Annotated in this window: 24 protein-coding genes; 8 read left to right on the plus strand and 16 right to left on the minus strand. The window is 70.6% G+C overall.

Going from position 1 to position 21,366, the window contains the following annotated elements; all coding sequences use genetic code 11:
• Positions 1 to 133: 133 nt before the first annotated feature.
• Both VIL76_RS19110 and VIL76_RS19115 read left to right on the plus strand, forming a co-directional pair.
• Complete coding sequence (locus VIL76_RS19110; protein ID WP_332046666.1) at positions 134 to 1,036, plus strand: hypothetical protein; 903 nt, start codon at positions 134 to 136, stop codon at positions 1,034 to 1,036.
• Complete coding sequence (locus VIL76_RS19115; protein ID WP_332046667.1) at positions 1,033 to 1,872, plus strand: hypothetical protein; 840 nt, start codon at positions 1,033 to 1,035, stop codon at positions 1,870 to 1,872. Before VIL76_RS19110 ends, VIL76_RS19115 begins: the two co-directional genes overlap by 4 nt.
• Here VIL76_RS19115 and VIL76_RS19120 read toward each other — a convergent pair.
• Positions 1,856 to 2,467 (minus strand): glutathione S-transferase family protein, encoded by a 612-nt coding sequence (locus VIL76_RS19120; protein ID WP_332046668.1) that lies wholly within the window; start codon positions 2,465 to 2,467, stop codon positions 1,856 to 1,858. The two genes, VIL76_RS19115 and VIL76_RS19120, sit on opposite strands and share 17 nt — an antisense overlap.
• The gene (gene uvrA / locus VIL76_RS19125) at positions 2,464 to 5,364 is read right to left on the minus strand and encodes an excinuclease ABC subunit UvrA (RefSeq protein ID WP_332046669.1); all 2,901 of its coding nucleotides are present in this window, start codon (positions 5,362 to 5,364) and stop codon (positions 2,464 to 2,466) included. Before uvrA ends, VIL76_RS19120 begins: the two co-directional genes overlap by 4 nt.
• 223 nt (positions 5,365 to 5,587) lie before the next feature.
• Here uvrA and VIL76_RS19130 point away from each other — a divergent pair, with 223 nt between their 5' ends.
• Positions 5,588 to 7,171 carry a PQQ-dependent sugar dehydrogenase gene (locus tag VIL76_RS19130; RefSeq protein ID WP_332046670.1) on the plus strand — a complete coding sequence of 528 codons (1,584 nt, stop codon included), beginning with the start codon at positions 5,588 to 5,590 and terminating at the stop codon, positions 7,169 to 7,171.
• A 5-nt stretch (positions 7,172 to 7,176) separates the two neighbouring features.
• Here the strand turns inward: VIL76_RS19130 and VIL76_RS19135 are convergent, their stop codons facing one another.
• The 6 genes from VIL76_RS19135 to VIL76_RS19160 all read right to left on the minus strand — a co-directional run bounded on the left by VIL76_RS19135 (position 7,177) and on the right by VIL76_RS19160 (position 12,092).
• A complete protein-coding gene (locus VIL76_RS19135) occupies positions 7,177 to 7,899 on the minus strand; it encodes a Crp/Fnr family transcriptional regulator (protein ID WP_332046671.1) in 723 nt (240 codons plus the stop codon).
• Positions 7,900 to 8,121: 222 nt separating this feature from the next.
• Positions 8,122 to 8,844, minus strand: coding sequence for a hypothetical protein (locus VIL76_RS19140; RefSeq protein WP_332046672.1), 723 nt, complete (start codon positions 8,842 to 8,844; stop codon positions 8,122 to 8,124).
• A gap of 19 nt (positions 8,845 to 8,863) precedes the next feature.
• The gene (locus tag VIL76_RS19145) at positions 8,864 to 9,100 is read right to left on the minus strand and encodes a hypothetical protein (protein WP_332046673.1); all 237 of its coding nucleotides are present in this window, start codon (positions 9,098 to 9,100) and stop codon (positions 8,864 to 8,866) included.
• Positions 9,101 to 9,205: 105 nt separating this feature from the next.
• Positions 9,206 to 9,880 (minus strand): hypothetical protein, encoded by a 675-nt coding sequence (locus VIL76_RS19150; protein ID WP_332046674.1) that lies wholly within the window; start codon positions 9,878 to 9,880, stop codon positions 9,206 to 9,208.
• Between the two features lie 339 nt (positions 9,881 to 10,219).
• Positions 10,220 to 10,690 (minus strand): DUF1203 domain-containing protein, encoded by a 471-nt coding sequence (locus VIL76_RS19155; RefSeq protein ID WP_332046675.1) that lies wholly within the window; start codon positions 10,688 to 10,690, stop codon positions 10,220 to 10,222.
• Positions 10,691 to 10,997: 307 nt separating this feature from the next.
• Positions 10,998 to 12,092, minus strand: a complete 1,095-nt coding sequence (locus VIL76_RS19160) for a lysylphosphatidylglycerol synthase domain-containing protein (RefSeq protein WP_332046676.1) — start codon at positions 12,090 to 12,092, stop codon at positions 10,998 to 11,000.
• 47 nt (positions 12,093 to 12,139) lie between these two features.
• Between VIL76_RS19160 and VIL76_RS19165 the strand changes: the two genes are divergently transcribed.
• Positions 12,140 to 12,811: a BON domain-containing protein gene (locus VIL76_RS19165; RefSeq protein ID WP_332046677.1), complete on the plus strand. Its 672-nt coding sequence runs from the start codon at positions 12,140 to 12,142 to the stop codon at positions 12,809 to 12,811.
• Here VIL76_RS19165 and VIL76_RS19170 read toward each other — a convergent pair.
• Complete coding sequence (locus VIL76_RS19170) at positions 12,804 to 13,217, minus strand: hypothetical protein (protein ID WP_332046678.1); 414 nt, start codon at positions 13,215 to 13,217, stop codon at positions 12,804 to 12,806. The genes VIL76_RS19165 and VIL76_RS19170 overlap by 8 nt on opposite strands.
• 62 nt (positions 13,218 to 13,279) lie before the next feature.
• Between VIL76_RS19170 and VIL76_RS19175 the strand changes: the two genes are divergently transcribed.
• The 3 genes from VIL76_RS19175 to VIL76_RS19185 all read left to right on the plus strand — a co-directional run bounded on the left by VIL76_RS19175 (position 13,280) and on the right by VIL76_RS19185 (position 14,287).
• Positions 13,280 to 13,591, plus strand: a complete 312-nt coding sequence (locus tag VIL76_RS19175; protein ID WP_332046679.1) for a polyhydroxyalkanoic acid system family protein — start codon at positions 13,280 to 13,282, stop codon at positions 13,589 to 13,591.
• An 84-nt stretch (positions 13,592 to 13,675) separates the two neighbouring features.
• Positions 13,676 to 13,876 (plus strand): hypothetical protein, encoded by a 201-nt coding sequence (locus VIL76_RS19180; RefSeq protein WP_332046680.1) that lies wholly within the window; start codon positions 13,676 to 13,678, stop codon positions 13,874 to 13,876.
• A gap of 147 nt (positions 13,877 to 14,023) precedes the next feature.
• Positions 14,024 to 14,287, plus strand: a complete 264-nt coding sequence (locus tag VIL76_RS19185) for a hypothetical protein (RefSeq protein WP_332046681.1) — start codon at positions 14,024 to 14,026, stop codon at positions 14,285 to 14,287.
• Positions 14,288 to 14,344: 57 nt separating this feature from the next.
• Here the strand turns inward: VIL76_RS19185 and VIL76_RS19190 are convergent, their stop codons facing one another.
• From VIL76_RS19190 to VIL76_RS19205, 4 genes are all read right to left on the minus strand, one after another.
• On the minus strand, positions 14,345 to 15,178 hold the full coding sequence (locus VIL76_RS19190; RefSeq protein WP_332046682.1) for an SH3 domain-containing protein: 834 nt from the start codon (positions 15,176 to 15,178) through the stop codon (positions 14,345 to 14,347).
• A 164-nt stretch (positions 15,179 to 15,342) separates the two neighbouring features.
• Entirely contained in the window at positions 15,343 to 16,353 is a 1,011-nt protein-coding gene (locus VIL76_RS19195) for a DUF2891 domain-containing protein (RefSeq protein ID WP_332046683.1), read from the minus strand.
• The gene (locus VIL76_RS19200) at positions 16,337 to 17,287 is read right to left on the minus strand and encodes a DUF979 domain-containing protein (RefSeq protein WP_332046684.1); all 951 of its coding nucleotides are present in this window, start codon (positions 17,285 to 17,287) and stop codon (positions 16,337 to 16,339) included. Before VIL76_RS19200 ends, VIL76_RS19195 begins: the two co-directional genes overlap by 17 nt.
• Entirely contained in the window at positions 17,284 to 17,952 is a 669-nt protein-coding gene (locus tag VIL76_RS19205) for a DUF969 domain-containing protein (RefSeq protein ID WP_332046685.1), read from the minus strand. The genes VIL76_RS19200 and VIL76_RS19205 overlap by 4 nt, the downstream gene beginning before the upstream one ends.
• 74 nt (positions 17,953 to 18,026) lie before the next feature.
• Between VIL76_RS19205 and VIL76_RS19210 the strand changes: the two genes are divergently transcribed.
• Positions 18,027 to 18,155: a hypothetical protein gene (locus tag VIL76_RS19210; protein ID WP_332046686.1), complete on the plus strand. Its 129-nt coding sequence runs from the start codon at positions 18,027 to 18,029 to the stop codon at positions 18,153 to 18,155.
• Here VIL76_RS19210 and rsmA read toward each other — a convergent pair.
• From rsmA to VIL76_RS19225, 3 genes are read right to left on the minus strand one after another with little or no spacing between them, the layout of a single operon-like run.
• Positions 18,152 to 18,979, minus strand: coding sequence for a 16S rRNA (adenine(1518)-N(6)/adenine(1519)-N(6))-dimethyltransferase RsmA (gene rsmA, locus VIL76_RS19215; RefSeq protein ID WP_332046687.1), 828 nt, complete (start codon positions 18,977 to 18,979; stop codon positions 18,152 to 18,154). The two genes, VIL76_RS19210 and rsmA, sit on opposite strands and share 4 nt — an antisense overlap.
• Positions 18,979 to 19,986 carry a 4-hydroxythreonine-4-phosphate dehydrogenase PdxA gene (gene pdxA / locus VIL76_RS19220; protein WP_332046688.1) on the minus strand — a complete coding sequence of 336 codons (1,008 nt, stop codon included), beginning with the start codon at positions 19,984 to 19,986 and terminating at the stop codon, positions 18,979 to 18,981. The genes rsmA and pdxA overlap by 1 nt, the downstream gene beginning before the upstream one ends.
• Positions 19,983 to 21,338: a peptidylprolyl isomerase gene (locus tag VIL76_RS19225; protein WP_332046689.1), complete on the minus strand. Its 1,356-nt coding sequence runs from the start codon at positions 21,336 to 21,338 to the stop codon at positions 19,983 to 19,985. Before VIL76_RS19225 ends, pdxA begins: the two co-directional genes overlap by 4 nt.
• Between the last annotated feature and the right edge of the window lie 28 nt (positions 21,339 to 21,366).

Raw genomic sequence — 21,366 nt, forward strand, 5'->3', positions numbered from 1 at the left:
GCCGGCTAACTAGCAACGATCCGCCTTGATCGCGAGCGGGGCCTTGCGCGCCGCGCCCGCTCCGACGAATTTGCAGCCAAAGGGGTGGCCGACTCGTTCCGGCGTCGGGCTGGGTCAGAGCCAAGGGACAGACATGGCGTTCTCGTCGACAGACGCAGGACTGGAAGGCTTTCGCCTCACGCGGGAGAACCCGCGCGCCTACCTGCGCTGGGCGTTCTTCTCGTTCGTGGTGAGCGTGCTGGGCGCGTTCGTGACGGTGAACATGCCGCCCGAGATCCGCAACGCCCTGCAGGTGCTGGGCGCCGAGGAGACGCCGGACGCCACCACGCTCGGCCGCGCCCTGCTGGCGGCCTCGCCGCTGCTGGTCATCGGGCTCCTGATCCAGTGCATGATGACCGCGGCGGTCTACCGGATCATCTTCCGGCACGACGACACGCGGTTCGGCTATCTCAGGATGGGCGCCGACGAGCTGAGGCTCGTGGCCCTCACCCTGATCTACTTCGTGATGGCCGTGGTCTTCCTCGCCCTGGTGATCCTGGTCGCGGGCCTGATCGCCGCGGCCGCGTCGGTGGCCGGCGGCGGCGTGGCGGTGTTCGTGGCCGCCGCAGCGGAGCTCGCCGTATTCGCCCTGGCGATCTACGTCGCGGTCCGGCTGTCCCTGGCGCCGGTGATCACCTTCGCCGAGCGCCGGCTCGCGGTGTTCGATTCCTGGGCGGTGACCCGCGGCCACTTCTGGCGGCTGTTCGGCGCCTACGTCCTGGCGCTGGCCTGCATCGTGGCCGTCGCGCTCCTGGCGCTGGTGATCTTCAGCATGCTGGCGGGGGTGGCGATCCTGCTCACCGGCGGCGAGCTTGCCGATCTGGGCGCGGTGTTCAGTCCCGACGAGACCACGCTCACCTCCTACCTGAACCCGTTCATGATCGCCTATATGGTGGTGGGCAGTTTCCTGACCGCCCTCTACTACGCCGTGGTCGCCGCCCCCGGCGCGGTGGCCTACCGCGAGCTCCACGGCGCCCCGCCGGCCGCGAAGGGATGAGCGAAGCCGCAGCGCCGGGCTTCTCGGCAAGCGACGCCGCCCTCGAAGGCTTCCGCCTGATCGGCCGCCACTGGCGCGTGGTCGTGGGTTGGAGCCTGTTCAACCTGCTCGCCTGGATCGCCATGATCCTGGTCTCCGCCGTGGTCCTGCTGATCCTGGTGGCCGTGGCAGGCGAGGGGGCCAGCGCCGCCTACGCCGCGCCGGTGGGCGGGGCGGTCTACCTCCTGGGCCTGGTGCTGATCGGCGCGATCCTGGCGTGCGGCGTCTTCCGCCTGATGCTGAGGCCCGAGGAGCCCGCCTTCCTGCACCTGCGGCTTGGCCCGGATGAGCTGCGTAACGCCGCGCTCGGCCTTGTGGCGTTGACGGCGATGGCCATCCTCGTCGCCGTAGGGGTGGCGCTCGCCCGGGCGATGGGCGCCGGCGGGTTGGCCGTCCGGATCATCCTCTGGGTGGCGGTCTTCGGGATCGCGCTTTGGCTCTTCCTCCGCCTGTGCCTGGCGTGGCCCTGGACCTTTGCCGAGCGCCGCCTGTCGATCCGCGCAGCCTGGCGGACGACCGGCGGCCGGGCATGGGCGCTGCTCGGCATGTGGGTGCTGAACCTCTGCCTGGTGGCGATGGTGGGCTTGGTCCTGTGGCTGGCGATGTTCGTGCTCACCGGCGCAGCCACCGGGTTCGAGGGGCTCCTGTCGTCGCTCTCCGACGCCGAGCAGATGGAGGCCCAGCCCGGCCGCTACCTGCTGCAGCTCTTCGTGCAGGTCCTCCTCGGGCCCTTCTTCACAGTGCTGGCCACCGCGCCTGTGGTCGCCGCCTACCGCGCGCTTAGGCCTGAGAGCTAGGCCGCGCCGTCACCCGTTCATGCCAGCCAGCGAGGTTGGTGAACTCCGCCTCGAGCGGTAGGCCGATCCAGTCGGCGAAGTCGACCGTGGTGAGCAGGCAGATGTCGGCCATCGTGTAGGCCTCTCCGGCCAGGAACGGCCGCTCGGCCAACTCGCGGTTCAGCCACTTCTGGGCGCCCTTGTAGGTCTCGCGGTTGGACTCGCCGAAGTCCTTGAACTGGGTAAGCAGGGCCGCAGTGCGGGGGTGGGCGTGACGCCAGAAGTTGCCCACCGGCATCATGACGGTGAACTCGGTGCGCCGGACCCACATGTCGACCATGGCCTTTTCCACTGCCGTGGTCCCGAAAAGCGGTGGCTCGGGCTGGACCTCTTCGAAGTACCGGCAGATGGCGACGGTCTCCGAGATGCAGGTCCCGTCGTCGAGCTCGAGCGTCGGGAGCTGGCCCATCGAGTTCTTGGCCCGGAATTCGGGGCTCTTGTGTTCGCGCTTCATCATGTCGACCCGCGTCTCCGGCAGGTCGATGCCCTTCTCGGCGAGGAAGATCCGCACGCGGCGCGGGTTCGGGGCGGGGTTCGGCGCGCCGTAGAGGATCATGCGCGGGCCAGCTTGCGCTTGGTCCCGCCGCTCCGCTGCCGGTGGCGCTCCAGCAGCTCGTGCAGGTAGCGGCCGGTCCAGCTCTTCGGGTTGGCGGCCACCTGCTCGGGGCTGCCCATGCCGACGATCTCGCCGCCGCCGTCGCCGCCTTCCGGACCGAAGTCGACGATCCAGTCCGCTGTCTTCACGACGTCGAGGTTGTGCTCGATGACCACCACCGTGTTGCCCTGGTCGGCCAGTTCGTGGAGCACCTCCAGCAGCTTCTTCACGTCCTCGAAGTGCAGGCCCGTGGTCGGCTCGTCGAGGATGTAGAGCGTCTTCCCGGTCGCGCGGCGCGACAGCTCCTTCGACAGCTTCACCCGCTGGGCCTCGCCGCCGGAGAGCGTCGTCGCCTGCTGGCCGACCTTGATGTAGCCCAGGCCCACGCGCTTCAGCGTCTCCATCTTCTCGCGGATCGGCGGCACGGCCTTGAAGAAGTCGGCGCCCTCCTCGACGGTCATGTCGAGGACGTCGGCGATGTTCCTGCCCTTGAACATGATCTCGAGCGTCTCGCGGTTGTACCGCCGCCCATGGCAGACGTCGCAGGTCACGTAGACGTCCGGCAGGAAGTGCATCTCGATCTTGATGAGGCCGTCGCCCTGGCAGGCCTCGCAGCGGCCGCCCTTCACGTTGAACGAGAACCGCCCGGGTCCGTAGCCGCGCGCCTTGGACTCCGGCAGGCCCGCGAACCAGTCGCGGATCGGCTGGAAGGCGCCGGTGTAGGTCGCCGGGTTCGAGCGCGGGGTGCGGCCGATCGGCGACTGGTCGATGTCGATGACCTTGTCGAAGTTCTCCAGCCCTTCGATCCGCTCGTGCGGAGCCGGCGCATCAGAGGCGTTGTGCAGCCGGCGCGCCGCGGCCTTGTAGAGCGTCTCGATGGTGAAGGTGGACTTGCCGCCGCCGGACACGCCCGTGATGCAGGTGAAGGTCCCCACGGGGATTTCCGCGGTCACGCCCTTCAGGTTGTTGCCGGTGGCGCCGACCACGCGCAGCACCCTTTTCTTGGAGATCGGCCGCCGCTCGGGCGGCACGGCGATCTCGCGCACGCCCGACAGGTACTGGCCGGTCAGGCTCTTGGGGTGCGCCATGATCTCGTCCGGCTTGCCCTGGGCGATGATCTCGCCGCCGTGGACGCCCGCCGCGGGGCCCATGTCGATGACGTAGTCGGCGGTCATGATCGCCTCCTCGTCGTGCTCGACAACGAGGACCGAGTTCCCGAGGTCGCGCAGGCCCTTCAGCGAGGTGAGCAGGCGCGTGTTGTCGCGCTGGTGCAGGCCGATCGAAGGCTCGTCGAGCACGTAGAGCACGCCCGTCAGGCCCGAGCCGATCTGGCTGGCGAGCCGGATCCGCTGGCTCTCACCGCCCGAGAGGGTGCCGGAGCCGCGCGAGAGGTTCAGGTAATCCAGGCCCACGTTGACCAGGAACCGCAGGCGGTCGTTGATCTCCTTCAGGATCCGGCGCGCGATCTCCATCTGCTTGTCGGTGAGCCGGCCGCCCAGGGCCTCGAACCACTCGCCCGCGTGCTTGATGGAGAGGGTCGAGACCTCGCCGATGTGCTTGCCGTCGATCTTCACGGCGAGCGCCTCGGGCTTCAGCCGGTAGCCCTCGCAGGCCTCGCACGGCGTCTCCGACTGGTAGCGGCCCAGCTCCTCGCGGACCCACGAAGAGTCCGTCTCGCGCCAGCGGCGCTCGAGGTTCGGCAGTACGCCTTCGAACGTCTTGTTGACCTCGTACTTGCGCGCGTTGTCGTCGTAGACGAAGCGGATCTTCTCGGAGCCGGACCCGTAGAGGATCTTGGACTTCGCCTCGTCGGAAAGCTTGTGCCACGGCGTGTCCATCGAGAAGCCGTAGTGGCGGGCCAGCGCCTGCAGGGTCTGGGTGTAGAGCGGCGAGGGGCCCTTGGCCCAGGGCGAGATGGCGCCCTTGTGCAGGGTCTTGTCCTTGTCCGGCACGACCATGTCGGCGTCGAAGGCAAGCTTCGCGCCCAGGCCGTCGCAGACCGGGCAGGCGCCGTAGGGGTTGTTGAACGAGAACAGCCGCGGCTCGACCTCGGAGATGGTGAAGCCGGAGACCGGGCAGGCGAACTTCTCGGAGAAGATCATCCGGCGCGGCTGGTCCTCGCCGGGCGCCTTGTCGGCCCACTCCGCCACCGCGATGCCGTCGGCCAGGCGCAGCGCCGTCTCCAGGCTGTCGGCGTAGCGGCTCTCGAGCCCCGGCTTGGTGACCAGGCGATCCACCACCACGTCGATGTCGTGCTTGAACTTCTTGTCGAGCGCGGGGGCGTCCTCGATCGGGTAGAACTCGCCGTCGATCTTCAGCCGCTGGAAGCCCGCCTTCTGCCACTCGGCGATCTCCTTGCGGTACTCGCCCTTGCGGCCGCGCACCACGGGGGCCAGCAGGTACAGGCGCGTGCCTTCGGGCAGGGCGACCAGCTTGTCGACCATCTGGCTGACCGTCTGGCTCTCGATCGGAAGGCCGGTGGCGGGCGAATACGGCACGCCGACGCGCGCCCAGAGCAGGCGCATGTAGTCGTGGATCTCGGTCACCGTGCCCACGGTGGAGCGCGGGTTGCGGCTGGTGGTCTTCTGCTCGATGGAGATGGCCGGCGACAAGCCCTCGATGAGGTCCACGTCGGGCTTGCTCATCAGCTCCAGGAACTGGCGGGCATAGGCCGACAGGCTCTCGACGTAGCGGCGCTGGCCTTCGGCGTAGATGGTGTCGAAGGCGAGCGAGCTCTTCCCCGAGCCGGACAGGCCGGTGATCACCACCAGCTCGCCGCGCGGGATGTCCACGCTCACGTCCTTGAGGTTGTGCTCGCGCGCCCCGCGCACGCGGATCTGGTTGTGCTGGTCGACCATCTTGTCCCGGAAACACCAAAACCGCGCGCGGAGGTCCGCACGCGGGACCGCGTTATTTAGGAACTGAGCGACTCACTTAACACGGGAACGGAAGCGGAACAAACGCCGGTGCGACGATCCTGCTGCCATGACGGTGGCAGGATTGGGGGGAAAGGGGAACGGCCATCGACCTGGGGGGCGGGAGCCCCTATGGCTGGAGACCATTCGTCGGCTGGGCAAACACATGAACATCGCAAAGGCGGGCCGCGCCGGCCTGACGGGCTTGCTGGCGGCCGCGCTCGTCCTTTCCGCCGGCGGCGGGTCCTCCCAGCCGGCGGCGGTCCCGCAGTTTCCGCCCGGCCCCGACTTCGCCGGGGTTGCCGGCTCAGCCCGCGAGCACGCCCGCATCACCGCGCTGTGCGGACCCAACCGCAACGCCCGCGACGGCTATTCGACCACGCCGGCCTTCCCGGGCCAGACCAGGGCTCCGATCGTCACGGCGGGCCAGGGCCATGCCGTGCAGTCCATCGCCAAGATCGATCGACCGTTCGGGATGGACCTGCTGCCGAACGGCAAGATGCTGGTCAGCTTCCGCAACGGCGGCATGCGGATCGTGACGCCGGCCGGCGTGGTCTCCGAGCCGCTGGCCAACGTCCCTCAGGTGGTGCAGCCGCGGCTCGGCTCGGGCATGTACGACGTGGCGGTAGACCGCGACTTCCGGCGCAACCGCACGATCTACTTCACCTACCACACGCGCCTCCCCCAGGACCGCACCGCCATGGGCCGCGTCGCCCGCGCGCGGCTGTCGGCCGACGAGCGCAGCCTCGAAGACGTGCGCACCCTGCGCGAGGCCGCGGACATCCAACCCCGGCGGATCGTCCAGGCGCGCGACGGCACGTTGCTGATCATGTCGGCCGGCAATCTCGCCGACGTCGGCCCTGCGCCGCAGACCCTGAGCAGCCAGGCCGGCAAGGTGCTGCGTATCAACACCGACGGGACGATCCCCGCCGACAATCCGTTCCGCGCCGACCCCAAGGCCGACCCGGCGGTCTGGGCGCTAGGCTTCCGCGACATCCACGCGGCCCTCATCCATCCACGCACCGGGGAGCTCTGGGCGGCCGAGAACACCCCCATGGGAGGCGACGAGCTGAACGTGGTCCGGCGGGGGCGCAACTACGGGATGCCGGTGATCAGCTACGGGCGCCAGAACTCCGGCGCGCTGATCAACGGCGGCAAGACCGCCCAGGCGGGCATGGAGCAGCCGCTCTACTACTGGACGCCCTCGTTCGCCCCCTCCGGGATCATGCTCTACACGGGAAAGGCGTTCCCGCGCTGGCGCAACAACCTCTTCATCGGCGGCATGTCCGGCGAGCAGCTCGTCAGGCTGGAGATGAGGGGCGAGCGGGTTGTCGCCGAGGAAAAGCTGCTGATGGACCGCTGCCAGCGCATCAAGGTGGTCAAGCAGGCGCCCGATGGCTCGATCTACATCCTCACCGACGAGATGCCGCCCGAGCAGAACGAGATCCTGCGCCTCGTCCCCGCCCGCACGGCCCCGGCGCCTCGGGTCGCACGCGCCGCTGCGCCAAGCCCCGTGGCGGCGGCCCCGGCCGGCGACCTCGGCGACGCCGTGTACCGCCGGACGTGCGCCGCCTGCCATGGACCTCAAGGCGCGGGCGGGCCGGCCCCGCGGATCGCGGGGCGCACCGACGCCCAGGCTGTCGCGGCTGTCGTCCGCAACGGCCAGGGGGCCATGCCGCCGCTCGGCGCGATCCTCTCCGCGGCCGAGGTCGAGGCGGTGGCCCGGCACGTTGGACGGCTGTCCCCCTGAGGGGCCTACGCCTGCCGCGCGACCGGCCTGGCGACCGGCGCGGCGGGCTCGTATCCGCACGCCTCAGCCAGGGCCTGCGGGTCGGGGAAGGTGGCGCGGCCGGAGCGGTAGACGATCAGGCCCTGGCGGCGCATCTGCTGGAGGGTGCGGTTGAGGTGCACGATGCTCAGCCCCAGCGCATCGGCCAGCACCTCCTGGGTCAGCGGCAGCGGCATGGTCTCTCCGGTCGTCAGGCCGGCGCGGCGCTGCCGCTCCATCAGTTCAAGTAGCAGGTGGCCGGTGCGCTCGAAGGCCAACATGCGGCCCAGCCTCAGGACCTGGGTCAGCAGGCCCGCCTGCTCCTCGGTCAGCGCCCGGCGGATGCGCGCCTCCAGGGCGTACGGACCGGCGGCGCCTTCGCGGGCAGCCGGGGCCGTCGACTGGGTCCTGGCTCGGGTCAGTGCGGTTGTGTCGGACATGGCGAGGTCGGGCGCCGGCCCCACGCAGAGGTCGCCCGGGATCAGTATCCGGAAGATCTGCCGGCGACCGTCGACCAGCGTGCGCGTCCGGGCCGCCCAGCCGAAGGTCAGCACACGGTACTCGCTGGCCGGCTGGCCTTCTCGGGCGATCAGGCCGCCCGCCTCGTGCCAATGCAGGTCCCCGGTCGCTTCGCGCTCGGACATGGCGGCGCGCCCTGTGGCGCCGGCTAGCGCGGCTGGGATCAGCCGCGCGTTCAATACTTCAGTCATCGGATTGTCCCCGTCTCATTCAACAGGGACTAGCCCCGGGACAGGCCCAGCGCGCAGTTACATGGGTTAGAGTCTGCGCCCGCCCGCAGGGCAAGCTCTTGTGCAAACAATTGTGAACGGCCGGCGGGCTCCGCCGTAGGAACCGGCCGCCCGATGGCGTTGCACAACCAGGGCGGCCGTCGTTTACTCCGGCCGCCAAGCGTCGTCTCAAGTTGCGCGGGCTCAGGCCTGCGGGGCCGTCTCACCGCCGGCTTCGGGGTTCCCGCTGCCGTGGCCGAGGACCTCCGACAGCCGCCGCACCAGCTCGCGGCCGGCCGCCATGATCGCCTTGTCCATCTCGCCGGCGGTCTCCGTCACGGCGACGGTCTCGCCGCGGTGCGGTGTGGCCTGGAGGGTGCACGTCCTGGGACCGGGCGAGCCGACCTCGCTGGCGTCGGTGAGATAGACCTGCACGTCTGAGAGCTCGCGGTCGAAGCGGGCTATGGCGCGGCGGACCCGCTGTTCGGCCTCCGCCCTGACGCCGCCGCCGCCGGGGACATCGCCTTCGTAATGCACCTGCACGGGCGTGCCGTGGCCGGCGTCGGGCGCGTCGGGCGAGCCGGCCTCGTCGGGCCCGCCTTCCCGGAAGCTGCGCGGCTCGCCCGTCTGCTCGTAGGAGGCCATCTCCGCCATCCGGTCGTGGCGGGAACGGTTACGGCGCCAGTCGTCGGTGGAGGTCGGGCTAGGCGTGCCCGTGGTGTGCGACTTGGAGCTGCGAAGATCGTCCACGTGGCTGTGCTTCTCGTCGCGCTCGCCGCCGCCGCCTGAGACCTGGCTGACCCGGGGATTGGTGCTGGCCGCGCCCTCCGGTTGGCCCGGGGTCGGGCGCGGCATGGGCTTCGTGCGATCCTCATGGCTGGCGCCTGGGCCGCCCCAGCGGACGGTGTTCGGATGCTTGTCGGGCATGGCTGCTTCCTCCTGCTGCTCAGCCGCCGCCGTTCCCGGCGCCGGCGGTCTCGTCGGGGCCGTCGACCTGGCCGCCGGCTCCGAACTCCCGCCCGGGCATGACGGAGTCGGCGCCTGGATCGCCCTCACGTGAGCCGCGGTCGCGCGGCTGGCCGTTAGGCGCGCCCTGGGCGCCGTGCTGGGCGTCAAAGCTGCGGTCTTCGGTGGTGCGATCGCGCGGGGCGTCGGACTGGTTGTCGGAGTTCGCGTCGGACATCTTGGGCCTCCCTGTGTGGAGGCAACCCGGCGTCGACAGGGCCTGTTCCATCGGTTCTCAAAGGACAGCGGCGGACCGGCGGCTCGGGTGCGCCGAGGGTCCCCCCTAGAACCGCCGGGTAAGGCCCACCTGCAGGATGGGGTAGTAGCGGATGCCCTTGGCGTCCTCCCGGACGTCGGCTTCTTCGGCCCGCAGCAGGCTCTGGAAGGTGGGGTCGTTGGAGAGCGTCCCGCCGGAGGCAGCGAGGCTCACGTCCGGGTCCTTGGAGAAGGCGACGCCGGCCAGCGCGCGGAAGCCCCAGCCGCTCCCGCTGGTGAAGGTGTTGTCGAAGCCCAGACCCACGAAGGGCTGGAACTTGGACATTTCCGCGCGGCCGGTGATGCGGCCGACCTGGGCGGGCGTGAAGGTCTGGCCGCCGATGTTGACCGGACCGGAGGGCGTGGCGTCGAGGTTCACCTTCCGCTCGCCGAAATAGGCGCCCGCGGAGACCAGGAAGGGCGTCGCGCCTGGATGCCAGTCGGCGAAGACGCCGGCGGTCATGGACTTCAGCTCAGCGCCGTAGGGCACGCCGGAGTAGTCCTCGTCGCGGTCGTAGCTCAGCCAGTCCGCGTCGCCGCGCAGAACGAGGCTGTCGGAGAGCTGCAACTGGAGCTCGGCGCCGATGCCTGGTGTGCCGAGGTTGACCCCGGCCGCCAGGGAGGAGGACTGGGCGAAGGCCGCCCCGGCCGGGGCGAGGGCGAGCGCGGCGGCGGCCGCCAGAATCTTCATGGCGCGAAGCACGGAATTCCCCTTCGGTCTGGAGCAGAACCGACCCGGTAACCGACGACGCGCGCCTCGGGTTCTCCTCGGTGACCGCGCAGTCGGCGGTGTGTGACCTCGCTGCGTCAAATGGGCGACACCCGCCGGCCGATTCAGCGGTCATCGAACGTCGGTTTGACAACAGTGGAGCTTGGCGCGCTCAATCCTGAGGTGAATCGCGTTGGGGGGCTGGTTGACCATCGCTGACGCGGATCTTCGGCGTCAGGTTCCGCCAGAGCTTCTAGAGCGCCTGCGACGCTCCGGACGGCCAGTATTCGCGCTGCCTGGCGACGAACCGGTGTCCACTTCGCCGGGCAGCGCTCAGCGCCGGTCGATCCGCGCGGCATAGCAGCCGCGCCCGGCATAGTGGGCGTGCAGGTAGGCGACCTCGTCGACGTCCAGCATGCGCTCGATGACGGGCGCGAGCTCCGCCCCGGGCGCGATCTGGCCGTCCAGCATCATGCCGCCGGCGTCGAAGGCGCGCAGCGAGATGTAGGGCCTGAGCGCCAGGGACGGCGGGACCTCATCCACGTAGCGGGCCGTCTCCGCCGCCTGTTCGCCGACGAAGATCGCGTGCCGCGAGCGGAACGGGGTGTCGGCCGGCTGGTGCTCGTAGTTGGCCAGCAGCAGGGTTTCGCCCGGCCGGGCGTCGGTCAGGGTGATGCGGCAGGGGAAGCCCTGCGGCGCGTCGGCGACGTAACGGATGACGCCGCGCTCGGCGAGCGCCTCGTCAGACAGGCCGAACAGCGGGCGGAAGGGGTCGAGCGGCAGGCCCGAGACGACGAAGCTCATGGCGATCTCCTATTCGGGCGGAAGATCGTCAGACCGGGGCTGCGGGCCAATGCAGCCAAATCAACACAGGTCCGAAAGCCGCTACGACGCGGAGGATCAGGCTGCGCATCCCCCTTCCTGGCGGAAGGCGGACGTCGGCGTCACCTCAGGGTTCGTAGCGGATGGGCTCGGACGCCGGACGCGTCGCCCCGCCCAAGGTCGAAGCCAGCGACCAGAAACCGGCCGTCGGACCGAACATCATCAAGAACAGCCACATGAGGGCCTCCACGCCTGAGGCGGAGGGAATGCGGGGAACGCGGCCCCGTTCCTACGGCGAAGCCTTGGTCTTGCGGTGCAGCAGGGTGTCGCCGCCGAGCGCCACGATCGCCACGATGAGCGGCAGGACGTAGTAGGCGAGCCGGTAGCCAAGGAAGGCGGCCGCGAGGGGGGCAGGCTCCACGCCGCGCAGCAGCGCCGACAGCGAGCCTTCGAAGACCCCCGCGCCCGCAGGCACCGTCGAGACCAGGCCCGCGACGCAGGAGATGGCGTAGGAGCCCACGAAGGCGAGATAGCCCACCGAGTCCGGCGGCATCAGGCTCCAGATGATCGCGGCCGCCACGCTGTTGTCGGCCACGCCCACCGCGAGCTGGGCCAGGGCCACGCCCGGCGCGGGCAGCGCCAGGCTGCGGCCGAAGGCGTGCACCGGCGAGCGTCGGAGCGCGCAGAGCAGCACATAACCGAAGGCGAAGGCGAGCAGCGCCGCGCCGAGGCTGCGGGCCACCGGCGTGGAGATGGCGCTGCCGGCCAGCTCCTCGCGCCCGGCCAGCAGCATGCCGAGCCCGCCCAGCGTCGACAGGCCCACGGCGAAGGCCATGCCGTTGAACAGCGTGACCGCGGCCACCTGGGTGAGGCTCACGTTGAACCGGTTGTAGAGCCGCGCCCGGATCGCCCCGGCGACCAGCAGGTTGGCCCCCACCGCATGGGCGATGCCGTTGGCGAGGAACGAGGTCCCCACGGAAGCGCCGATCGGCACCCGCGCGCCTGTCCAGCGCAGGCCGAGCTGCTCGACCACCCCCATCAGAAGGAAACTCACCGCCGACAGCAGGAGCGCCACCAGGATCCTCGCCGAGCCCCAGTCCGCCATGGCCGCGGCGACCTCGTCGAACGACAGGTGGCGGAACTCCCGCCACAGCGCGTAGGCGGCCACGCCGAGCAGGAGCGGCGGGATCAGCCGGAGGGTCCAGCGGCGGATGAGCGAGGGAAGCGGCGTCCGCTCGTCCGGCTCCAGGGCGTGGACGATGTCCTCCTCGATCGGGTGATCGGGCGGATGCTCATGGTGGTCGTGCGGCTTCAGCACAGCGGTGGTCTCGCAGGAGTCGTGCGCGGCGTCACCGTGGCCGGACGCCACGGAACCGAAGGCCACGGCGCCGGTTAGAGCGGAAGGCCGCCCTTGCAAGGAGGAGATACGCCATGCCGCGCTTTGACTGGCGGGACCGTGAAGACGTGCGTCGCGGTGATGACCGCCGCCTCACAGACCGCGACGTCGTCCCGACCCGGGACGATTTCGGACAGGCGGACTACTCCACCGACTATGCCTACGACCCCAGCCGGCGTGCGGGCTATCGGGCCGAAGAGGACCGCACCGGTCGCGACGACTACGGCCAGGCCGACTACTCCGGCGACTATGGCTACGACACCCGCGAGGGGCGCGCCTACCGCCGCTTTTCGGAGGACGACCGCGATTATGCCCGGCGGATGGACGACGGCGGCTACAGGCACGGCCACGAGGAGCGCGACGGCCGGTCCTGGAAGGACCGCGCCGGCGACTTCCTGAGCGGCGGCCGCCGGGAGGAGTACGACCGCCGCGAACCCGCCTACGAGGACCGCCACGCGCGCCGCCGCGGACCGTCGGACCGCGTACTCTGGGCGGTGATCTCCGAGCGCCTGGCGGACGAGCGCCGGCTCGATCTCTCCGACGTGGACATCGTGGTCGAAGGCGGCGAGGTGACGCTGAACGGCACGGTGCGGCGCAAGGAAGACAAGCGCCGGATCGAGGACATTGCCGACATCGACGGCGTCAGCCACGTGCAGAACAACCTGCGCGTCCGCGGGCAACACCGCGGCCGCTGGGCCTTCATCTAGGCCGCGAGCGGGGAAAGCGCCGGCGGAAGCGTTCAACGACCACCGGCGCGGCGGCGGCCCAGATGCCGCCGATGTCCGCCACCCAGTTGTCGATTAGCGGCTCCAGCTGCGCGCCCGACAGCAGGTGCGAGGCCTCGAGCACGGTGGCGAACACCATGTAGCCGCTGACGACGCCGCGCAGGCGCGCGCGCGGCATGGCGGCCAGTCCCAGCAGCTGGGCCACGTAGAACGCCGCGAAATGCTGCAGGTACTTGGAGCGGGCGAAGTCGGGAACCAGCTCGGCCGGCATGAAGACGGCGATGACGATCGCCACGCCCGCGCCGATGAATCCCATCCGGGCGAGCACGGCCAGCGGCCCGGAATCCGGGTAGCGGCCGTCTCCGAACAGGGTGCGGTCCTCGCTCATCGCGCCTCCGGCTGTGCTGTGGGCGAAGGAACCTAGCTGCGGAGCCGAACCGTTAGAAGGCCATGAGCAAGCCGATCACCATCACAATCCCCCACGAACTCGGCCGCGCCGAGGCCCGCCGGCGCATCGACGAGGGCTTCGGGCGCTTCTCCCAGCAGTTCGGCGGGGCCATGGGCGCGCTGGACAAGAGCTGGGAGGGCGACAAGCTCCGCTTCTCCCTTCAAGCCATGGGGCAGGAGGTCTCCGGCTTCGTCGATGTCGCTGAGACCTCGGTGCGCCTGGAGGTGCTGCTCCCGAACCTGCTGGCGATGATCGCCGGCAAGCTGAAGGGCCGCCTGCAGAAGGAAGGCCAGGTTCTGCTCGAGAAGAAATAGCGCTTCGGCCCCGAGTTCTGTCGGCACCCAGACAGAGACTCACTTCGCTCCCCGCTAGGCTCCGAAGTCGGAGAGGGCGACGGAATGCCAGCCTACACAGTGCGCGTCCTGGACGACGAGGGTCGTCTGGTGGTCGGCGCGACGATCAACTGCGTGGACGACGCCGCGGCGAAGGCGAAGTTCAAGTCCCTGCCGCTGCCCGCAGGCGCGGCCGAACTCAGCCAGGGCAGCCGCGTGGTCCTGCGCTCGGATCCGTCGGACACGAAACGCGCCGCGAAGGGCTGACCGGCCAGGTCCGGGGCGACGCCATGCACCGTCCCGCGCCCCTTCTCCCCAGGCGCGGCCGAATCGTCCACACCCCCGTCCACCGATCCCTTTGCAAGGGGGGCGGACTCATGGCGCCATCAGGGTCGCATCTCGAGGAGAGCGACTATGGACGTCGACAACCTCTCGCCGGTCAGCCGGGCGCTTCTGATGCAGGCCCTGCCGGCTGGCCAACTGGTCAATGTGCTCTACCGCGACGGATCGCGGATGCAGTTGGGCTTCGACCGCGAGCGGCGTTGCTTTGCGCTCGGGGAGCGGGGCTGGCTGAGCTTCCTCGGCTGGGAAGGCCAGCCGAGCGGAAGCACGGAGTATGCGAGCCGCTGGGAGCTCACGCGGCCGGCACTGGACGTCCTGAGCCGGCACGCCGCCTAACGAAAAGGGCCGCGGTCGCCCGCGGCCCTTCACGTCTCACTCTTCCTTCGGTCCCGATCAGATCGGGTTCACGCGCCACTGACCGGCCTGGTCGCGGCAGGCGTTGAAGCGCTGCACCTCGGTCTGATAGCCGCGCATGCTGATCGTCTGCTGGACGACCCGGCACGAGTACGGGCTGTCGGTGTTGCGCACGTAGTTCATGGTCCGAGCCGGACGAACCGCGGCGGCGGCCACGTAGCCCTGCACCCAGCCGTCCTGCTCGACGGCAAGCCAGCCGCCGTTGACCATGCCGGCCACGTGGATTTCGGTCCCGGCGCGCAGGCGGTTCACGACCGGCGCGTCGCTCGAGGGCGCGGCGCGCACGTTCACGCGGCCGGGCGCGATGTAGACCGGCGCGGCTGCCTGGAAGCCGGAGCGGATCCGCTGGATGCCGCGGGCGTAGCGCAGGTCTGTCGACGAGACATTGCGCGAGTACTGGCCGGCGTATGGGGCGGCGTAGGCGCTGTCATAGCCGTTGGAGACGACCTCAACCCGGCCGGTCGCGCCAGTGCGCGGATCGTGCCAGCTCTGGGCCCGCCCAGTGTTCAGGGTCCGCTCGAAAGCGTCCTCGGCCGTGGCCCGGCTCGAGGAGTTCATCCGGCAGGCCATCTGGTTGCCGGCCCAAGCGCCCAGGGCGGCGCCGGCCGCGGCGCCCAGAGTGCGTTCGTTCTTGGAGACCTGGCTGCCGAGCAGGCCGCCGATGACGGCGCCGGCCACCGTGCCGGTGGTGCCGTTCGGCCCCTGGCACGAGAAGATCTGGCCCAGGCCCATGCCTTGGGCGGCTGCGGTCTGGGGGGTGGCGGTGGCAAGCGCCGCGGCGGCGGCGGTCAGTGCAAGGGCGTGCCTGCGCATGGTTTCATCTCCTCTAGTGTCTCGGCCGCCAAAAGCGCGAGGCCCCACAAGAGGTTCCATGAACCGAAAATGAATAGCCCCGCTTCGAGGGGAAGCTCACCGGATGTTGAGCGGTCGCGCCGTTCCAGGCTGAATTGTGACGTCTTTACGGCCTAGTCTTGCGATTATTCTGCCGCGGTCAGTGCGAGTAGCGCGAACGATGCCAACCAATGCTCGCCCATGTAGTCACCGGCCACGTGCGGCAGGCTGGCGGCCAAGTGACGGGCGGCGGCCTCGGCGGCCGCGTGGCGGGCCTCGCCAGGCGAAAGGACGGCGGCAAGCTCACGCCAGCACCAGGCCCGCGAGAGGTTCAGCCCGTCCAGGTGCGCGATCTTTCCGTCTGTCCGGTCGCTGACCACGGCGGGGATGAACAGGCTGGCGGGCCGACGATGGGCAATGTGCGGCAGGTAGTCCGCGAGCCAGACGCCGAACTCGTCCGCCGGCAGGACCCGGCGCAGGCACTCCGCGGTCACCAGGGTGGGCGAGAGGAAGTCGTCGCCCGACGGCTCCCAGGCCTGGGCGTCCGCGTCGGCGAGGTACCAGCCCCGTGCAGTCTCCGTGAACAGCGCGAGGAGTGGCTCGTCCCGCGCCGCCCGGGCGTAGTCGCTGGCCAGCGCCAGGGCAAAGGCGGTGGAGGAGTGAACGCCCGTGCGGATTGGGTAGGCGGCCAGCGGCAGGAAGTCGAGGAACCGCTCGGCGAAGGCGTTGGCGAGCGGCTGGTGCGTCGCGGCCCATGGCGCATCGTGCCCCAGGAGCTCCGCCTGCAGCTTCAGCAGCCAGCCCCAGCCGTAGGGCCGCTCGAAGCCCCTGGCCGAGGGCCGCGCGAGGTACGCCGTTTCCGCACCGACCTTGTCGGAGGTGAAGGCTTCGTCGAACAGCGCGCGGATGGCGGGCGCCTCGGGGATGTCGGGGAAGCGCCGCAGCACGGTGGCGAGGGTCCAGTACCCGTGAACGCAGGAGTGCCAGTCGAAGCTGCCGAAGAAGATCGGATGCAGCTCCCGCGGCCCCTTCACGTCCTCCGGGCCGTCGATCACGTGGTCGAGCTTGTTAGGGTACTCGCGCGCAACATGCCCCAGCGCAAGCCTGGCGAAGAGCGAGGCCTGCTCGGCGTTCAGGCGCTCAGAAGGCGAGGACATACATCAGACCTATGTTGGCCAGGAGCAGCGGCAGGGCCGTCGGGATCTGCGCCTTGATCACCGAATAGCGGTCGGGAAGCTCCAGGAGCGCTGGCGGCACCAGGTTGAAGTTGGCCGCCAGCGGCGTCATCAGCGTGCCGCAGAACCCCGACAGCATCCCGATCGAGCAGACCACCGCCGGATCGCCGCCGAACCGCTGGATCAGAATTGGCAGGCCGACGCCGGCGGTGAGCACCGGGAACGCCGCGAAGGCGTTGCCCATGATCATGGTGAAGCCGGCCATCCCGAGGCAGTAGACGGCCGTGGCGGCCAGCCTCGTATCCATCGGGATGTAGGCCGTGACCAGGTCCCCGATCACCTTTCCGACGCCGGCCAGCGCGAAGACCGCGCCGAGCGCCGCCAGCATCTGCGGCAGCAGGGCGGCCCAGCCGACGGTGTCCATCAGCCGCCGGCCCTCCTGCAGCGGGCTCAGCAGCGGCTGGCGAAGCAGGACCAGCCCCACGACGACCCCGACGATAGCCGCCAGGGCCAGGGAGATCAGGGTCGCCTGCTTCGGATCCATCAGCGGCGCGCCGCCGACCTGCAGCGGCTTCAGCACCAGCACGCCGAAGATCACCACCAGGGGCAGGGTGAGGGCGGGGATGAACAGCCGCTCCCCGAACCGCTCGGCGAGTGCGCGGCGTTCCTCCGGCGAGGTCGTGGCAGGCTGCCCCCGGCCCAGCCAGCCGAAGCCGGCGATGACCGCCAGGCCCACCACCAGCACGCCGTTGCCCAGGTCGCCCATGAGGTCGCCGGCCAGGAAGCTCGTCGCCACCAGCCCCCAGAAGGCGGCGTTCCCGAAGCGCCTTGGATTGTTGCGGTCCAGCGCGCTGAAAAGCGCGAAGGACCCGAAGACCAGCCCTGCGAGCAGGTAGACCGCGCCCAGCTTGATCACGGCTGGCCTCTCCGCCGCAGCCTGCGGTCGAAGAGGAGGAGCCGGCCGCCATGGATCAGGAAGGCCACGATCGCGGTGGGGATGGCCCACAGCGACAGCTGGATAGGATCGAGCGTGATACCGGACGCGGCCAGGAAGCCCACCATCAGCAGGATCGACCCGATGGCGATGAAGATGTCCTCGCCGAAGAACAGGCCGATGTTGTCGGTGGCTGCGGCCTGGGCGCGGACCGACTGACGGGCGCCGGCGTCGAGCTCACCGGTGCGCGCCTCCACGGCGCCCTCGGCCATGGGGGCGACGATGGGGCGGATGCTCTGCGCCTGGCCGGCGATGGAGGTCAGCCCCAGCGCCGAGGTGATCTGGCGGAAGGCCAGGTAGCCGATCAGGAATGGGCCAACCGAGACGCCTTTGAAGCGGGCGATCAGCATGCGCGCCCGCTCCTGCAGCCCGGCGCGCTCGACCACGCCCACCAGCGGCAGGACCAGGAGGGCGGCGCTGACGTAGCGGTTCTCGTTGAAGGCCTTGCCGAAGGCCGAGAGGACCTCCACCGGCGACAGCCCTGCCGTGAGTCCGGTGACCAGGGCGGCGACCACCACGACCAGGAGCGGATTGAACCGGGCGGCGAAGCCCAGGACGACGACGGCCACGCCCAACAGGGTCAGCATCCGGGCTCCTTCAGCAGCGAAGGGCGCATAGGAGCGCCTGGAGCGCGCTTCGGCAACGGCGTAGGCTCCGCGCCATGAGCGAGCCTCGGGAGACGAAACCTCTGGACCCGGTCGAGCAGGCCGACCTGGAGTCCTTCCCGGCCAGCGACCCGCCGGCCTGGAACCCTCCGGGCCGGCAGCGGCCGCCGCCCGAAGAGGACTAGCCGCGCGCCAGCCAGGCGTCGGCCAGCCTTAGGAACCCCGCCACGTCGATGGTCTCGGCGCGGGCCTGCGGATCGAGGCCCGCCCCCTCGAGCAGCAGATCGCCGCCGACCCCCTTCAGGCTGGCCCGAAGCATCTTGCGCCGTTGGCCGAAGGCGGCGGCCGTGAGGGTCTGCAGAGCCTCCAGGCGCTTGGGCTCAGGGCGATCGAGACGGGGCGTGAGCCGGACCACGGCGGAGTCGACCTTCGGCGGCGGGGTGAATGCCCGCGCCGGGACGTCCATCACGATCTCCGCGTCGCTGGTCGCCTGGGCGACGACGGCCAGCCGGCCGTAGTCGCTGTCGCCCGGCGCCGCCACGATCCGGCGGGCGACCTCCTTCTGGAACATCAAGGTCATGGAGGCCGGGGTCCACGGTCCCGTCAGCCACTTGATCAGCAGCGGCGTGCCGACGTTGTAGGGCAGGTTCGACACCACGTGACCGGCCTCGCCTCCGGTGAGCTCCGCCTCGTCCACCGCGAGCGCATCGGCCAGCACCAGCGTGAGGGCGCCTGACGCCGCGACCACTTGCTCCAGCAGCGGCCGGAATCGTTCGTCCTTCTCCACTGCTGTCACGCGGGCGCCGGTCTCCAGCAGTGCGCGTGTGAGGCCTCCCGGACCAGGCCCCACCTCGACCACCCGCGCGCCCTCGGGCAGCTGCGCCAGGCGGGCGATCTTGCGGGTGATGTTGAGGTCGAGGAGGAAGTGCTGGCCGAACGACTTCTTCGCGGCCAGCCCGTGGGCGGCGAGCGCGTCGCGCAGGGGCGGCAGGTCGTCGAGCCCGGCCATCAGGCGGCGCGGCGCTGCGCGATCTCGTCGGCCAGGCGGATGGCGGCCACCAGGCTGTCCGGCCGGGCCACGCCGCGCCCGGCGATGTCGTAGGCGGTGCCGTGGTCCGGCGAGGTCCGCACGATGGGCAGGCCCAGCGTGACGTTCACCCCGCCCCAGAAGTCCAGCATCTTCACCGGGATCAGGGCCTGGTCGTGGTAGAGGCACACCGCCGCGTCGTAGAGCGCGCGCATGGCGTCGGGGAACATGGTGTCGGCAGGGTAGGGGCCGGCGGCGTCGATCCCCAGATCGCGCAGGCGCGCAATCGCCGGCGCCACGATCTCCACCTCTTCGCGGCCGATGGCGCCGCTCTCGCCCGCGTGCGGGTTGAGACCGGCCACCGCCAATCTCGGATGGCGGATGCCGAAGTCGCGCCGCAGCGCCTCCGCCGTGACCTGGGCCACGGCCACGATCTTCTCGACGCTGAGCGCGCCGGGGACCTTGGCGAGCGGCTCGTGCACCGTCACCAGCGTGACCCGCAGGTCCTTCGCCGCCAGCATCATCACCGGACCGCGCGCGCCCTGGAAGGCTGCCGCGCGGGTGAGCTCGCCCAGGAACTCGGTGTGGCCGGGGAACCTGAATCCCGCCTCGTATAGCGGGGCCTTGGAGATCGGCGCCGTCACGACGCCGGAGACGTCACCGCGCAGCGCCAGGCCGACGGCGGTCTCGATCCACTGGATGATCGACGGGGCGGCCTGCGACGATGGCTGCCCCGCGACCACCGGCGCGCGTAGCGGCAGGTCGAGGACGGGCAGGGCCTCGGGGAAAAGGCGGTTGGCCTCTTCCGGTGAGGTGATCCGCACGATCTCCGTTGCGGCTCCGGTAGCGGCCGACGTTAGAGCCTGGCAGTCGCCGACCACGAGGAACGCCGGACCGGAGGCCCGCAGCTCGCTCCACGCCTTGACGACGATCTCGGGGCCGATGCCGGCGGGATCGCCGAGGGTCAGGGCGAGCGGGCCGGTCCTCACCGGGTCTCGATGGTGGCCGAGTTGCGCAGGTCGCGCATGGCGCGCCGGGCGATCATGCTGAGCTGCTGGCCGTAGAGCCGGTTCTCGATCTGCTCCCGATCGAGCTGGGCCGCGCCGGCGGCCCGCTTGCCGCAGACCGCCAGGACGTGCAGCCCGGCCGGGCTGCGGACCGGCTGCGAAATCTGGCCCACCTGCAGCTGGTTGGCGGCTTCCTGGAAGGCCGGGATCAGGTCGCTGACCTCCGCCTCGCCAAGGTCGCCCGCCACCACGCCCTGGGCGCGGCCGGCCACGGCCTCCAGGTCGTTGCAGCCGGTGGCCTGGGTGCGGATGGCCTCGAGCTTCACGCGGGCTGCCGCCTCGTCGCCGGGGGTGGCGCCCTGCGGCAGGGCCACGGCGGCCTGCTTCAGGTTCACCAGGGTGCCGCCGGCGCCGCCGCGCTTGTCGCGCAGGTAGACGATGTAGACGCCGTCGCGCACGGGAATGGGGGCGGAGAGCTGGCCAGGGCGCAGCTGCTCGAGCGCGGCGTCCACCTCGGGGGGCATCTCGCCGGGGCTGACCCAGCCGGCGTCGCCACCGGTGGCGGCGGTCGCGGCGGCGGAGAACTGCCGCGCCACGGCCGGGAAGGGGGCGCCCTGCTGCAGTTGCTGCACCAGCTGCTGTGCGCCGGCCGTCGCAGCCTGCATGCCGCCGACCCGGTTGGCGTCGATGAACACTTCGGAGACCTGGTACTGCGGCTTAGACGCCGCCGCGGCCAGGCGCTGCTGCACGAGGGTCACCTGATCCTCCCCGATGCGCAGGCGGCTGCCGTAGTAGCCCTGGATCCAGCGGCGCCAGCTGATCTCTGCGCGGATCTGCTCGCGCAGCGTGTCTGGGTTGATCCCCTGGCCGCGCAGCGCGGTGACAAAGGCCTCGGGCCGCAGGTTGCTCTGCTGGGCGAGCTCACCCAGTTGGCGGTCGACGTCCTCCTCGTCGGCGACGATGTTGATCTTCCGCTCCTTCTCCACCCGGCGGAGCTCCTGCAGCTGCAGGCGCTCGTCGATCAGGGAGATCAGCGCCTCGCGCTGGAACTGGGGCAGATTCTCCTGGGTGGGCTGCACTCCGGAGGTGGCGATCAGCAGCCGCATCCGCTGGGCGAGGTCGTAGGTCGAGATGATCTCGTCGTTGACCACGGCGGCCACCGATTCCGACATGTTCCGCGGCCCGGCCGGTGCGGCCGGCGCCGCCGGCGCGGCCCCCAGGGGGCCGCGCAGGTCCTGGGCGGCCGCGACGAGCGGCAGGCCTGCGGCGGCGAGGGCTGCGGCCAAAGCCGCGCCGCGCGCCACGAGGCCCGGGACGTAACGCAGGTGCTTCATGAACGAGGTCATTCCTTGGTGGGGCCGG

It is taken from the genome of Phenylobacterium sp. (assembly GCF_036563285.1).
In the GTDB taxonomy this organism is placed as follows: Bacteria; Pseudomonadota; Alphaproteobacteria; order Caulobacterales; family Caulobacteraceae; genus Phenylobacterium.

Bases quoted from the DNA above. Each gene is read 5' to 3' on its own strand.
- VIL76_RS19110 (WP_332046666.1), top strand. From the start codon at position 134: ATGGCGTTCTCGTCGACAGACGCAGGACTGGAAGGCTTTCGCCTCACG.
- VIL76_RS19115 (WP_332046667.1), top strand. From the start codon at position 1,033: ATGAGCGAAGCCGCAGCGCCGGGCTTCTCGGCAAGCGACGCCGCCCTC.
- VIL76_RS19120 (WP_332046668.1), bottom strand. From the start codon at position 2,467: ATGATCCTCTACGGCGCGCCGAACCCCGCCCCGAACCCGCGCCGCGTG.
- uvrA (WP_332046669.1), bottom strand. From the start codon at position 5,364: ATGGTCGACCAGCACAACCAGATCCGCGTGCGCGGGGCGCGCGAGCAC.
- VIL76_RS19130 (WP_332046670.1), top strand. From the start codon at position 5,588: ATGAACATCGCAAAGGCGGGCCGCGCCGGCCTGACGGGCTTGCTGGCG.
- VIL76_RS19135 (WP_332046671.1), bottom strand. From the start codon at position 7,899: ATGACTGAAGTATTGAACGCGCGGCTGATCCCAGCCGCGCTAGCCGGC.
- VIL76_RS19140 (WP_332046672.1), bottom strand. From the start codon at position 8,844: ATGCCCGACAAGCATCCGAACACCGTCCGCTGGGGCGGCCCAGGCGCC.
- VIL76_RS19145 (WP_332046673.1), bottom strand. From the start codon at position 9,100: ATGTCCGACGCGAACTCCGACAACCAGTCCGACGCCCCGCGCGATCGC.
- VIL76_RS19155 (WP_332046675.1), bottom strand. From the start codon at position 10,690: ATGAGCTTCGTCGTCTCGGGCCTGCCGCTCGACCCCTTCCGCCCGCTG.
- VIL76_RS19165 (WP_332046677.1), top strand. From the start codon at position 12,140: ATGCCGCGCTTTGACTGGCGGGACCGTGAAGACGTGCGTCGCGGTGAT.
- VIL76_RS19170 (WP_332046678.1), bottom strand. From the start codon at position 13,217: ATGAGCGAGGACCGCACCCTGTTCGGAGACGGCCGCTACCCGGATTCC.
- VIL76_RS19175 (WP_332046679.1), top strand. From the start codon at position 13,280: ATGAGCAAGCCGATCACCATCACAATCCCCCACGAACTCGGCCGCGCC.
- VIL76_RS19180 (WP_332046680.1), top strand. From the start codon at position 13,676: ATGCCAGCCTACACAGTGCGCGTCCTGGACGACGAGGGTCGTCTGGTG.
- VIL76_RS19185 (WP_332046681.1), top strand. From the start codon at position 14,024: ATGGACGTCGACAACCTCTCGCCGGTCAGCCGGGCGCTTCTGATGCAG.
- VIL76_RS19190 (WP_332046682.1), bottom strand. From the start codon at position 15,178: ATGCGCAGGCACGCCCTTGCACTGACCGCCGCCGCCGCGGCGCTTGCC.
- VIL76_RS19195 (WP_332046683.1), bottom strand. From the start codon at position 16,353: ATGTCCTCGCCTTCTGAGCGCCTGAACGCCGAGCAGGCCTCGCTCTTC.
- VIL76_RS19205 (WP_332046685.1), bottom strand. From the start codon at position 17,952: ATGCTGACCCTGTTGGGCGTGGCCGTCGTCGTCCTGGGCTTCGCCGCC.
- VIL76_RS19210 (WP_332046686.1), top strand. From the start codon at position 18,027: ATGAGCGAGCCTCGGGAGACGAAACCTCTGGACCCGGTCGAGCAGGCC.
- rsmA (WP_332046687.1), bottom strand. From the start codon at position 18,979: ATGGCCGGGCTCGACGACCTGCCGCCCCTGCGCGACGCGCTCGCCGCC.
- VIL76_RS19225 (WP_332046689.1), bottom strand. From the start codon at position 21,338: ATGAAGCACCTGCGTTACGTCCCGGGCCTCGTGGCGCGCGGCGCGGCT.